Source organism: Flavobacterium aestivum, assembly GCF_026870175.2.
Lineage (GTDB): Bacteria > Bacteroidota > Bacteroidia > Flavobacteriales > Flavobacteriaceae > Flavobacterium > Flavobacterium aestivum.
In genome coordinates, this window is record NZ_CP113977.2 from 2,971,522 (window position 1) to 2,984,957 (window position 13,436).

The following is a 13,436-nucleotide window of genomic DNA, read 5'->3' on the forward strand; positions in this document are numbered from 1 at the left end:
TTTACTGAAAGACTGTGTGTGCTTTTTGAAATGATCTAACCTTGCTGTGTAATAGTGGGTTAGATTGCTGTTTTTTGAAATTTAAGCGCTTTTTTGAATCTGAATTTTCCCTTTAAAATAAAGAAAAAAGCTCAAGTTTTTTTGTTTAAAAAAAACTTATCAACGAAAACGTTTGAATTTCGGACCAATTATTAAAATGTTAGAAAGCTGACTATTAATGTCCTTGATGTTTGCTAATTTTACGTTTTAATACTTAAAAAAATGTCAAAAACAATAAAAAAAATAGGTGTTCTTACATCAGGAGGAGACTCTCCAGGTATGAATGCCGCTATTAGATCAGTAGCAAGAACATGTGCTTTTCATAATATAGGATGTGTTGGTATATATAGAGGTTATCAAGGTATGATAGAAGGAGACTTCAAAGAGATGGGACCTCGAAGTGTAAACAATATTGTCAATAAAGGAGGGACCGTTTTAAAATCGGCTCGATCTTTAGAATTCAAAACACCAGAAGGAAGAGAAAAAGCCCATGCCAATCTTGTTAAGGCCGGTATAGATGCTTTAGTGGTAATAGGCGGTGATGGTTCATTTACAGGAGCATTATTGTTTAACTCTGAATATAATTTTCCTGTAATAGGAATACCTGGTACTATTGATAATGACATATTTGGTACAAGTCATACTTTAGGATATGACACAGCTTTGAATACCGTTGTCGATGCAATAGATAAAATTCGTGATACTGCCAGCTCTCATAACAGATTGTTTCTGGTAGAAGTTATGGGGCGTGATGCAGGGCATATAGCTTTGAATGCAGGAATTGGAGCAGGAGCTGAAGAAATTCTTATCCCAGAAGAAGATTTAGGATTAGATCGTTTATTAGACTCTTTACGAAAAAGTAAAGCAGCAGGGAAATCATCAAGTATAGTTGTAATTGCAGAAGGGGATAAAATTGGTAAAACAGTTTTTGAACTTAAGGATTATGTAGAATCAAATTTACCAGAATATGATGTTCGTGTATCTGTTTTAGGACATATGCAACGAGGTGGTGCGCCATCATGCTTTGATAGAGTTTTAGCAAGTCGTTTAGGAGTGAAAGCTGTTGAGTCATTGCTGGAAGGAAAATCAAATTTTATGGTTGGTTTATTAAGTGACAAGATCACATTAACACCTTTGGAACAAGCAATAAAAGGGAATTCTGAAATAGATAGGGAACTGTTACGTGTTTCTGATATAATGTCTATTTAGAATATGAAAATAGAGAAATAGCCACTCTTGATTCCTCTCTTTTATTATATAAAAAAGTAAACTATAATTAAAATTAAATAAAATGTCAAAAGTAAAATTAGGAATTAACGGATTTGGAAGAATCGGAAGGATTGTTTTTAGAGAATCTTTCAATAGGGATAATGTAGAGGTAGTTGCAATAAACGATTTATTAGAGGTTGATCATTTAGCTTACTTATTAAAATATGATTCTGTACACGGACGTTTTGACGGAACAGTTGAAGTAAAAGAAGGAAAATTGTATGTAAACGGTAAACATATTAGAGTTACTGCAGAAAGAGAACCAGCAAATTTAAAATGGAATGAAGTTGATGTTGACGTAGTTGCTGAATGTACTGGTTTCTTTACTACTGTTGAAACAGCAAAAGCACATATTACCGGAGGAGCAAAAAAAGTTATTATTTCAGCACCATCTGCAGACGCCCCAATGTTTGTAATGGGTGTAAATCACACTAGAGCTTTGGCTACAGATACAGTAGTTTCAAACGCTTCTTGTACTACAAACTGTTTAGCTCCTATCGCAAAAGTATTGAATGATAATTTTGGAATCGTTGAAGGTTTGATGACAACTGTACATGCTACAACATCAACTCAAATGACAAATGATGGTCCATCTAGAAAAGATTTCCGTGGTGGTAGATCAGCACTTGTAAATATGATTCCTTCAAGTACCGGAGCTGCAAAAGCTGTTGGGAAAGTTATTCCTGAATTAGACGGAAAATTAACAGGTATGTCTATGCGTGTTCCAACTGCAGACGTTTCTGTTGTAGATTTAACCGTAAAACTTGCTAAAGAAACTACTTATGCAGAGATTATGGCAGCTATGAAATTAGCTTCAGAAACAACAATGAAAGGTATATTAGGATATACTGAGGATTTAGTGGTTTCTCAAGATTTCGTTTCAGATCCAAGAACATCTATAGTTGATAATTTAGCCGGTATTGGTTTGAATTCAACTTTCTTTAAAGTAGTTTCTTGGTACGATAATGAATATGGATATTCAAGTAAATTGATTGATTTGTCTGTACACATTTCAGGTTTAAAATAATTTTTTAAATTTACAAAATCCCATTAGGTAAAATTAATGGGATTTTATTTTTTGTTCGGTTCTATAGCATTCAAATTGGTATTTAATTTTATAGAAAAAACGACAAAATTCATAGCAAACTAACCAGTAATTATGGAATGAACATTACTTAAAGTTGGTTCCAAGATGCCAATGATAATGAGTGATCCGTGCGATAGCGAATAGGCGAAGCAATTACATAAGACCAATAAAAGAATAAATATTATTTACATATGAAATCGCCATGACTGCAGTAGTCGCAAAAAAGAATAAAGATCTGGCGATACCATATTCAAATAAAAAACAAATATTATCTACATATGAAATTAATAGTTGACAGTGGTTCTACTAAAGCAGATTGGATTGCTATAGATGAGGAGGGTAAAGTTTTGTTTACTACACAAACATTAGGTTTAAATCCAGAAATTCTTAACGGTGATGAAATCATAGAAAGGTTAAATGATCGATTTGATATTTTACAGAATAAAAAAACAACAACTCATTTGTTTTTCTACGGAGCAGGTTGTGGAACTGATAGAATGAAATTGATGCTTTCTCAACTTTTTCAGGGGTATTTTCCAAACGCCATAATTGTAGTAGAAGAAGATACTTATGCAGCTGTTTATGCAACAAGCCAAAAAGGAGAAAAAGCAATTGTTAGTATATTAGGAACTGGTTCTAACTGTAGTTATTTTGATGGACATATACTTCATCAAAAAGTACAATCTTTGGGGTATATCGTAATGGATGATTGTAGTGGTAATGTTTTTGGAAAAGAATTAATTAGAAAATACTATTTTAATAAAATGCCAAAAGAGTTAGCGGAAGTTTTTGAAAAAGAATACAACGTAGATCCTGATTTTATTAAAAGTAAATTATACAAAGAGTCAAATCCAAATGCATATTTGGCAACATTTGCAAAATTCTTAATTCAAAATAAAGAGCATGAATTTTGTAAAAAGATAATTTTTAAAGGAATGAAATCTTTTGTAAAAAATTATATCAAGCAATTTGACAATTGTAAAGAAGTTCCAGTACATTTTGTAGGATCAATTGCTTTTTATTTAAAAGATGAATTAGCTGTTGTTTTTGAGAAATACGAATTACAGTTGGGTAATGTTTTAAGAAGACCCATAGATGGTTTGATCGCTTATCACGCATCAAATATATAATTATGGAAATAGCAATTATCGCCCATGATGGTAAGAAGGTAGATTTAGTAGCGTTTTTATTGAAAAATAAAGCCATTTTACAATTAGAAAAAATAAATCTAATTGCTACCGGAACCACAGGAGGTAAAGCTGAAGATGTTGGATTTAAAGTGAGAAGAATGCTGTCTGGACCTTTAGGAGGGGATGCTCAAATAGCTGCGAGAGTTGCTGAGGGTAAAACACAAATGGTAATTTTCTTTAAGGATCCATTGTCCAGCCATCCTCATGAAGCAGATGTAAATATGCTAATACGTGTTTGCGATGTGCATAATGTGCCGCTGGCTACTAATGAAGCAACGGCACAATTATTAATAGATGCTATAGCACAGCAATCATAGATATTTCTACATTTACATTTTTTGGCAAACATGCCACTTGAACCGTTTCACGAGCTGGAGCGGTTTTTTCATTAAAATAAGATCCGTAAACGGTGTTGATGCTTCCAAAATCATTCATATTCATGATGAAAATGGTTGTTTTTACCACGTTTTCAAATGTCATTCCGGCTGCTTCAAGAACGGCTTTCATGTTTTCCATTACTTGTTTGGTTTCTACTTCAATGTTATCTGTCACAAGTTCCATAGTAGCTGGATTCAATGCAATTTGCCCTGAAGTATATAATGTGTCTCCTTTTAAAACGGCTTGGTTGTAAGGTCCAATTGGTGCTGGAGCCTTTTCGGTGTAAATTATTTTTTTCACGATTGGTTAATTTTAGATTTATTTATTAGTAAGGTTTCTTTTTTCCCATTTGATATCACTAAGAATACCCGATTTGATTCCAATAAAAAAGTTCCAACTGGCATTGTCACCAAAAGGAGTCCAGTTAAAATCCATTCTCCAGCTCATTAAATCCCTTTCAAATCGAAGTTGTGTAAATGTTACTCCTTTTTGTACAAAGTCATAACCTGTTGAGATACCAGCTTTCCACTTAGGAGTAAGGTCGGCATTGGCAGAAATCATGATTGAATTTCCGATTATCTTTTTCTCTCTATTGTTGTTTCCATAAGTAAGAGAATAGGCAAAAGTCATATCCCATGGCAATTTTGCTCTAAAAAACTCGGATATTTTATCTTCTCCATTCTCATCATCAAATTGACTTTTTCTAACATTTCCTACGTCAATATCAGAACCAAATAAATCATCACCTCTTCCTCCGTTTCTAAGATTTTGAGAGTTCTTTTCCTTTTTTTCTCCTTTATTATTAATAGAATAATTCATGGTCAGATTCGCACTGGTCATTCTAAATAAGCTTCCGCCATTATCAATGTTATAGATGTTAATTCTTTTTCCATTGTTGTCAATAGCATATGGGTCTAATGTGGCGCCAAAATTGGCAGACAATTTATTATCGAAAAATTGAGTTCCACCACTAACTCTTACAGGAGACCAGGCAAGTTCTTTGGCGTCAAAATTATAGCTGGTAGACAAGTTTAAATTGTTTAGCAGCATAATTTTTTTAGGTTCCGTTTTTGTGCTGTCTCTGTCTTTGACTTTTGCCTCAAATGTGTTACTAAGATTTATTCCTAAAAAGTTTGAACTATTCATACCCGGAGAACCATAAATTCCTCCTTCAAAACGAGTATAATCTTTTTGCATGGTTCCGCTTGCATCTGTAGCATAGGTGTCATAGTATTTTTCAAAACTAGGAGTGTAACTATGTGAAATCGACGGACGCATTACGTGTCGGATGGATTGTATTTTTTTGTCGTTGCCAAAATTAAATGTACCGTATATGGTTGTTCCTAAACTTGTAGATGATGAATAAGTTCTAAATGCATCAAAACCTTTTACGTCAGTAGTTACAACAGTATTTAGCAGATCATCATATCTTTTATTGATGGTTTTAAAGTACCAAACTTCTTGATAGTTTAAAGAAGAACTTACACTAAAATATTTAAACACTTTAAAGTTAGTGCTTAACGGAATAGAGTGTTGGAAACCTATATCAGCATTTCTAAACATTTCAGGTTTAAAAAACAATGAGTCGGTAGTTTTAAAACTGTTTTTTCCGTTCAAATTATATTGCAAGTTAATGTTTTTGATTATACCTTTTTTGGCACCATCATTCGATGCAAACGGATACATACGATCAATACTAAACTGCAATGTAGGCAGTGTCATGTTGATTTCTTTGGTTTGCGTATTTTGTGAGTGCGTTGCTGTTAGCGATATTCTACTTTCAGGGATTGAATGGAATACGGTGCTATAAGAGATAGAAGAACTCAAAGTGTTGTTCAAAGAAGAACCAACATTGATTTGATTTATGGTTTTCTTGAAGTATTCACTACTACCAAGGTTCACGGATGCTGAAAACGTAGAATTTGGATTCGCTTTTGAATCTTGAGAATGTGACCATTGAATATTGTATATTTTGGTCTTCGAATAATCAGGATATCCTCTTTCGCTGACAATGTTATTCTCAAATCGAATGTTTATGTTTCCTTGAAAATGATATCTGTTAGCATAAGAAGATTGAGCCGCTAAACCATAACTTCCATTGGTGTAATAATCTCCTGTTAATGCCAAATTGTAATAATCACTTAGAGCAAAATAATACCCTCCGTTTTGAAGAGAAAATCCTTTAGTGTTAGAATTGTTATATGAAGGGAGAATAATTCCCGAAGTACTTGTCTCTTTTGAAAGAGGAAAATAAGCAAACGGAAGAAATAATGGGGTAGGAACATCAGCAATTACCATGTTGGTAAATCCAGTTACGATTTTTTTTCCAGGGGTGAATTTAATCTTATTAGTCTGAAAATAATATTCAGGATTATCGATATCCTTTGCGGTTGTAAATCGGGCGCCTTTTAAGAAATATACAGAGTCATTTTCTTTTTTGGTGATAGCAGCTTTTACATTAAATTCTCCTTGATTGGTTCTTGAATTCCAAATAAGAGCTTTTTTGGTTTTGAAATTAAAACGAATAGAGTCTGGCTCAATAACATTATTACCCTGCTTGAAATTTGGAAATTGTGTGTAATTCCCCGTAGAATCTTTTATTCTTCCAGCATAAACTTCATTTTTATCATAATCCATAACAATTATACCCGATTTTAATTCTACATCTTGGTAGTATAATTCGGATTTGTCGTACAGGGTGATGAGTTTTTTCTTCTGATCTATTTTGACATAGTTTTCAGCTTTGTACCTAACTTTACCGTCAAGAACTCCTTTTTTTACTTTGACAGTATCTAATCTTACTGTGTCTTTTTTTACATCAGTAACAGATTCTTCAATACTGTTTTTAGTATTAGGAGACTTAACTTCTTGTTTCTTAGAAGGTAGTGGCGTTTGTTTCTTTTTTATATCCTGAGAATATAAATTACTAGATCCTATTGATAGGAAAATTGATAGTAAAACGATATTAAATAAGTTTGTATGCAAAGGTTTAAATGCTATTTTTGTAAATTGTAGGCTTGCGTATTCGTGGGTCAAAATTACATATAAATTTTTGTCAAAAATAATCAATTGGTAAATTTATAACGGAAGTCTTATAATTAAATAACACTATTGGATGTATAAATTAAATAAAATAAAAATTGCATTAACATTTTTAATAGTAATTATGTCTACTGATTCTTATAGTCAGTTCGGTAATTTTAAAGTGACTTTGGATGCCGGACACGGGGATCATGACTTTGGAGCTGTTTATAGCGGAAGAGTTGAAAAAAATATTGCTTTGGCAATAGTTTTAAAAGTAGGTAAGATTTTAGAGGCATATCCTAAAATAGATGTTATATATACTCGAAAGACAGATGTTTTTATCGGTTTGATAGAAAGAGCCAATATAGCCAATAGAGCAGATGCCAATATTTTTGTGTCAATACATTGTAATGCAAACAAAAATACTGCTGCAGACGGAACAGAAACCTATGTTATGGGTATGAATAAGATTGCATCAAATCTTGAAGCTGCGAAACAAGAGAACTCTGTAATCACAATGGAGAAAGATTATAAACAAAAATATGAAGGTTTTGATCCTAATTCTCCAGAAACAATGATTGGTATGACTTTAATGCAAGAAGAGTATCTGGAAAACAGTATTTCATTGGCAAGTAAAGTAGAAGATGCTTTTGGAAAATTAGGTAAAAAGTTAAGACATGGCGGTGTAAAGCAAGCTCCTTTTATGGTACTACATAAAGCTTATATGCCTAGGGTATTAATAGAAACTGGATTTGTGTCTAATCCTGTTGAGGGAGAATTATTAAATTCCGAATCTGGTCAGGATGAAATCGCGAGAGCAATTGCAGATGCAATTATCAGTTATAAACTAGAATATTTTGGAGATGGGGGGAATGAGACTTTAGAAGAAAAGCCTTCTCAAAAATTAATGGAAAGTAAAAATAAAACGAACGATTCTTCAGAAACTAATACTCCAATTATAAAAAAAGACACTTTAGGGGCTGTTTATAAAGTTCAATTATCAGCCAGCAAAAAAAATATAGCTTTGTTACCTAAAAACTTTAAGGGGTTGAAAAATGTTTCAATGGTCTATGAAGATAAGATTTATAAATATTTTTTTGGTGAAACAACAGATTATGCAGAAGCAAAAAATCAATTAATGGAGGCTAAATCGAAAGGTTATGATTCAGCTTTTTTAGTTGCACTTAGAAATGGAAAAAAAATAAGCATACAGGAAGCGATTAAATAATAATTACAATTTCGAATATTTTATATTAGATTTGCAAAAAAATAAAGACATAAATTTTGAAAATTACAAGAGAAATTAAAACTGCAATTTTAGTACTTACTTCAATTTTATTATTCATTTGGGGTTACAGTTTTCTAAAGGGTAAAGACCTTTTTAATAATTATAAAACATTTTTTGTTGAGTATTCAAATGTTGAAGGATTAGCACCTTCAGCTCCAGTAACTATAAATGGATTAGTTGTTGGTAAGGTTAGAGCAATAACAATTAGTGAGAAAGGGAATCTATTGGTAGAATTACAATTAAGCACCGATTTTCCTATTTCAAAATCAAGTACAGCCACACTATATGACGGAAGTCTTATAGGCGGGAAACAGGTAGCTATTCATCCTAATTTTAAAGACAAAGTTGTTGCTGAAAATGGAGATTATCTGGTTGGTGAGATAGAAGCAGGTTTGATGACTTCATTGGGAGACAAGGCAGCACCAGTTATTGCTAAAGTAGAGAAATTGATGGCTAGTGCAGATCAATTAATTACAAGCTTTAATACAGTTCTTGATGCCAAAGGTCAAGCTGATTTAAAAAAGAGCTTAGCAGAACTTAGCGCAACTATGGAGCAATTTCATAAAGTAGCTGAGGGTGCGAATGTGATTTTGGATGAAAACAAAGGACAATTAAAAGGAGTAGTTTCTAATTTTAATAAAGTTTCTAATAATTTCGTTAAGATTTCAGATTCATTGAATAAAGCTGATTTAGGACAAACAGTTAAAAATTTGAATACAACATTAAACAAAGTTGATGGTTTAATGAAAGGTATAGAATCTGGAAAAGGGACTATGGGTAAAATGATGAAGGACGACGCCTTATATGCAAACCTGGAAAAAACTTCCAAAGAGTTGGAATTGCTTTTACAGGATGTTAGATTAAATCCAACACGATATGTAAATGTTTCTGTTTTTGGAAAGAAAAACAAACCATATGTTGCTCCAAACGATTCTATAACAAAAGTAAAAAACTAGTATATGAGTTATCTTAGTAGTATATTATTTGCCATAATATTGATTATTGGATTCGGGTATTTTTATTCAAATGTAAAAAAAATCATTAGGAATATAAATCTGGGTACTGATGTAGATCGTAAAGATAATGCAAAGGCACGTTGGAGAAATATGGCTATGATTGCTCTTGGGCAATCTAAAATGGTAAAAAGACCCGTAGCAGGGATACTTCACATAATAGTTTATATTGGATTTGTTATTATCAATATTGAATTATTAGAGATCATCATTGATGGTCTGTTTGGAACTCATAGAATTTTTGCTCCTATCGGAGTTGTATATGATGTTTTAATAGGTTCTTTTGAGATACTGGCTTTTTTAGTATTATTTGCGGTTAGTGTATTTTTGATAAGAAGAAATATAGTTAAACTAAGAAGATTTATTCATTCAGACTTGAAAGGTTGGCCAAAGAGTGATGCTAATTACATTTTGTATTTTGAAATCACTTTGATGACTTTGTTTTTATTAATGAATGCTTCTGATTTGCATTTACAAAATGTTCCTGGAGGATTCTCTCATTTTATAAAAGCAGGTTCATTTCCTGTAAGCCAATTTATTGCACCAGTTTTCAACGGTATGTCTAATGAGTTAGTCATGATGCTAAATGAAGGCTTTTGGTGGTTGCATATTGTAGGGATTTTGGTTTTTATGAATTATTTATATTTTTCTAAGCACCTACATATCTTATTGGCTTTCCCAAATACGTATTTTGCTAATTTAAAACCTCAAGGACAATTTGATAATTTAGCTTCTGTAACTGCTGAAGTAAAATTAATGATGGATCCGAATGCTGATCCTTTTGCAGCAGCGCCAGTTTCTGAAAATGAAGCCCCAAGTAAATTTGGTGCGAGCGATGTTCAGGATTTAAACTGGGTTCAGTTATTAAATGCTTATACCTGTACAGAATGCGGTCGTTGTACTTCTTCTTGTCCAGCCAATCAAACAGGTAAAAAATTGTCTCCTCGTAAAATTATGATGGATACCAGAGATAGATTGGAAGAAGTAGGTAAAAACATCGATGCCAATAAAGGTGTTTTTGTACCGGATAATAAATCATTATTAAACGATTATATTACTCCAGAAGAATTATGGGCTTGTACGTCTTGCAACGCTTGTGTAGAAGAATGCCCAGTAAATATTAGTCCACTTTCTATCATCATGGATATGAGACGTTATCTGGTTATGGAGCAAAGTGCTGCACCAATGCCTTTAAATGCGATGATGACTAATATTGAGAATAATGGAGCACCATGGCAATACAGTCAGCAAGATCGTTTGAATTGGAAAGACGAAAATTAGTTTCTTTCAAATTTGTTTTAATTAAAAAAATATAAAATACACGCAAATTGAGGCTCTTGCCTTTGTTGTAAAAAAATATAAAAGTTATGTCAGAAAATTTAGTTGTGCCAACAATGGCCGAAATGCTAGCCCAAGGAAAACAACCAGAAGTTTTATTTTGGGTAGGTTGTGCAGGAAGTTTTGACGATAGAGCAAAGAAAATAACAAAAGCATTTGTGCGAATTCTAAATCGTGCCAATGTTTCTTTTGCTGTTTTAGGTACAGAAGAAAGTTGTACTGGAGATCCGGCAAAAAGAGCAGGAAATGAATTTTTGTTTCAAATGCAAGCGATGATGAATATCGAAGTGCTAAATGCTTATGAAGCCAAAAAAATTGTTACTGCTTGTCCGCATTGTTTTAATACTTTGAAAAATGAATACCCTGAATTGGGAGGACATTATGAAGTAGTGCATCATACAGAATTTCTTAAATCATTATTAGACTCAGGTCGTTTAACGATTGAGGGAGGACAATTTAAAGGAAAACGAATTACTTTCCATGATCCTTGTTATTTAGGTAGAGCGAATAATGTATATGAGGCCCCAAGAGATTTAATTCAGAAACTGGATGCTGAATTGATCGAAATGAAACGATCAAAAGCTAACGGTTTATGTTGTGGAGCTGGAGGTGCACAAATGTTTAAAGATGCTGAACCAGGTAATAAAGAAATCAATGTTGAAAGAACAGAAGATGCTTTAGAAACAAAACCAGATATTATTGCAGCAGGTTGCCCATTTTGTAACACCATGATGACAGACGGTGTTAAAAATAAAGAAAGAGAAGGCGATGTTAAAGTAATGGATGTAGCCGAATTGATTGCCAACGCTCAGGATTTGTAAAAATGGCGATAAGAAAATTTGTTTTACTAATGTTATTGCCGGTATGGGGTTCCTTATTTGCACAAACAACATCTAAAATAAATTTTCAAGATTCAATAGTTCATGATTCGAGTGCCGCTAAACAATTAAAGTTTAATGTCAAGCAATTAATACTTCCAGTTACTTTTATAGGGTTTGGAGCAATTGGAATCAATAGTGACCAATTGAAAAAGCTGAACTCTGAAATCAGTGAAGAAGTCACAGAGCACATCGATAAGCGAATAACAATTGATGATTTTCTACAATACGCTCCAGCAGCTTCAGTTTATGCTTTAGGCGCTTTTGGAGTTGAAGGAAAAAATAATCTTAAAGATAAATCGATTATTCTTGGTACTTCCTTTTTGATAATGACTACAGTTGTTACAGGATTAAAAGTTGTTACTAAAGTTGAAAGACCAGATCTTACAAGCAATAATTCTTTTCCATCAGGACATACGGCAACGGCCTTTATGGGAGCCGAATTTCTATATCAGGAATATAAAGATGTCTCTATTTGGTATGGAGTTTCAGGATATGCTATAGCCACTTTTACAGGAGCATTTAGAATGTATAATAATCGGCATTGGCTCACAGATGTAGTTGCAGGTGCAGGAATCGGAATACTGAGTGCGAAAGCGGGGTATTGGTTGTTTCCAACAGTAAATAAATTATTCACATCAAAAAGTAATCCAAACAAGAAATCTGCGTTTATTCCTTATTATGACGGAAAGCAAGTAGGGTTTGGATATATTTCTTCTTTTTAAGTGAAAATTCGAAAGTCGAAAGTCAAAAGACAAGGAGTAAAAATCTAAATTCAAAAATCTAAAATAACAATATCATGTACGTTCCTTTTGAAAATTTACCGGACGAATCCAGAATTTGGATTTATCAATCGAATAGAAAATTTTCGGATGATGAATTTTCTGAAATCGAAACTGATTTGAAATCGTTTCTTAACGAATGGGCAGCTCATGGAAGTAGCCTGGAATCTTCTTGTTTGTTGAAATACAATCGATTTATTATAATCGCAGTAAATCAGGAAGTGCAAGCAGCAACAGGTTGTTCTATTGATTCATCAGTTGAGTTTATCCAAAGCTTAGAGAAAAAATACAATGTAGATTTATTGGATAAAATGAATGTGACCTTCAAGCTAGGAGAACACATCGCACACAAACCATTGATTGATTTCAAGAAAATGGTAAAAGATAAAGCCGTTACCGAAAATACAATAGTCTTTAATAATTTGGTTAACAATATAGAAGAATTCAAAGAATCTTGGGAAGTTCCCGCTATGGATAGTTGGCATAGTCGATTTTTTTAAACTAATTTATAAAATCAATATGTCTAAAATTATTTCCCTTTTTGCATTGTTTTTTTGTTTTTCAATTTCTAATGCTCAAAATTCTGATATAGATCTTTTAAAAAAAATAAATCTAAACAGAAATACTAATCTCGAATCAACAATGATTGGGATTACTAATAGTGCTTTGCCGGTGAGTATTGGTACACCTGTAATTATTTATACAGTTGGATTAATAGAAAAAGATAGTGTCACAAAGAAAAAAGCAATTTTTATAGGGGAATCTTTGGCAGCATCAGCATTTATTTCTTTTGCCTTAAAAAAAATTACAAAAAGGGAAAGACCCTATGTAACCTATCCAGAAATAGATAATGTTACAGAGGAATCAAGCTATTCTTTTCCTTCAGCTCATACTTCATCAGCTTTTGCTACAGCAACATCATTAAGTATGGCTTATCCAAAATGGTATGTAATTGCTCCATCTTTCTTGTGGGCAGGTGCTGTAGGATATTCACGTATGTACTTGGGAGTACATTATCCTACCGATGTTCTGGCAGGTGCAATTGTGGGTAGTGGTTCGGCTTTTTTGTGTTATAAATTGAATAAATGGATTAATAAAAAGAGATCTCCACATCAAAAAAAGCTTTGGGAGTAATTCTTTATTAAAACTT

13 protein-coding genes are annotated in these 13,436 nt (G+C 32.8%); 11 read left to right on the forward strand and 2 right to left on the reverse strand.

Annotated elements, in window-relative coordinates; genetic code table 11:
- The first annotated feature begins 261 nt into the window (after positions 1 to 261).
- The 4 genes from pfkA (at position 262) to OZP08_RS12765 (ending at position 3,902) form a co-directional block, all read left to right on the forward strand.
- Positions 262 to 1,248 carry a 6-phosphofructokinase gene (pfkA, locus tag OZP08_RS12750; protein WP_268846476.1) on the forward strand — a complete coding sequence of 329 codons (987 nt, stop codon included), beginning with the start codon at positions 262 to 264 and terminating at the stop codon, positions 1,246 to 1,248.
- 82 nt (positions 1,249 to 1,330) lie between these two features.
- Positions 1,331 to 2,335, forward strand: coding sequence for a type I glyceraldehyde-3-phosphate dehydrogenase (gap, locus tag OZP08_RS12755; RefSeq protein ID WP_268846477.1), 1,005 nt, complete (start codon positions 1,331 to 1,333; stop codon positions 2,333 to 2,335).
- Positions 2,336 to 2,673: 338 nt separating this feature from the next.
- Positions 2,674 to 3,525, forward strand: coding sequence for an N-acetylglucosamine kinase (locus OZP08_RS12760; protein ID WP_268846478.1), 852 nt, complete (start codon positions 2,674 to 2,676; stop codon positions 3,523 to 3,525).
- Positions 3,526 to 3,527: 2 nt separating this feature from the next.
- Positions 3,528 to 3,902 carry a methylglyoxal synthase gene (locus OZP08_RS12765; RefSeq protein ID WP_268846479.1) on the forward strand — a complete coding sequence of 125 codons (375 nt, stop codon included), beginning with the start codon at positions 3,528 to 3,530 and terminating at the stop codon, positions 3,900 to 3,902.
- On the opposite strand, the gene OZP08_RS12770 is transcribed toward OZP08_RS12765, so the two are convergent.
- Together OZP08_RS12770 and OZP08_RS12775 are read right to left on the reverse strand one after the other, a co-directional pair.
- Positions 3,883 to 4,263 carry a RidA family protein gene (locus tag OZP08_RS12770; RefSeq protein ID WP_281322012.1) on the reverse strand — a complete coding sequence of 127 codons (381 nt, stop codon included), beginning with the start codon at positions 4,261 to 4,263 and terminating at the stop codon, positions 3,883 to 3,885. The two genes, OZP08_RS12765 and OZP08_RS12770, sit on opposite strands and share 20 nt — an antisense overlap.
- 18 nt (positions 4,264 to 4,281) lie before the next feature.
- Complete coding sequence (locus OZP08_RS12775; protein WP_281322013.1) at positions 4,282 to 6,999, reverse strand: putative LPS assembly protein LptD; 2,718 nt, start codon at positions 6,997 to 6,999, stop codon at positions 4,282 to 4,284.
- Between the two features lie 79 nt (positions 7,000 to 7,078).
- Between OZP08_RS12775 and OZP08_RS12780 the strand changes: the two genes are divergently transcribed.
- The 7 genes from OZP08_RS12780 (at position 7,079) to OZP08_RS12810 (ending at position 13,420) form a co-directional block, all read left to right on the forward strand.
- Positions 7,079 to 8,215, forward strand: a complete 1,137-nt coding sequence (locus OZP08_RS12780) for an N-acetylmuramoyl-L-alanine amidase family protein (protein WP_281322014.1) — start codon at positions 7,079 to 7,081, stop codon at positions 8,213 to 8,215.
- Between the two features lie 56 nt (positions 8,216 to 8,271).
- Positions 8,272 to 9,231 (forward strand): MlaD family protein, encoded by a 960-nt coding sequence (locus OZP08_RS12785; RefSeq protein WP_268846480.1) that lies wholly within the window; start codon positions 8,272 to 8,274, stop codon positions 9,229 to 9,231.
- 3 nt (positions 9,232 to 9,234) lie between these two features.
- Positions 9,235 to 10,569 (forward strand): 4Fe-4S dicluster domain-containing protein, encoded by a 1,335-nt coding sequence (locus OZP08_RS12790; RefSeq protein ID WP_281322015.1) that lies wholly within the window; start codon positions 9,235 to 9,237, stop codon positions 10,567 to 10,569.
- A gap of 86 nt (positions 10,570 to 10,655) precedes the next feature.
- Positions 10,656 to 11,447, forward strand: a complete 792-nt coding sequence (locus tag OZP08_RS12795) for a (Fe-S)-binding protein (protein WP_281322016.1) — start codon at positions 10,656 to 10,658, stop codon at positions 11,445 to 11,447.
- Positions 11,448 to 11,449: 2 nt separating this feature from the next.
- Entirely contained in the window at positions 11,450 to 12,229 is a 780-nt protein-coding gene (locus tag OZP08_RS12800; protein WP_268846482.1) for a phosphatase PAP2 family protein, read from the forward strand.
- 74 nt (positions 12,230 to 12,303) lie between these two features.
- The gene (locus OZP08_RS12805) at positions 12,304 to 12,786 is read left to right on the forward strand and encodes an ABC transporter ATPase (RefSeq protein WP_268846483.1); all 483 of its coding nucleotides are present in this window, start codon (positions 12,304 to 12,306) and stop codon (positions 12,784 to 12,786) included.
- A gap of 19 nt (positions 12,787 to 12,805) precedes the next feature.
- Positions 12,806 to 13,420, forward strand: coding sequence for a phosphatase PAP2 family protein (locus tag OZP08_RS12810; protein ID WP_281322017.1), 615 nt, complete (start codon positions 12,806 to 12,808; stop codon positions 13,418 to 13,420).
- The last annotated feature ends 16 nt before the right edge of the window (positions 13,421 to 13,436 follow it).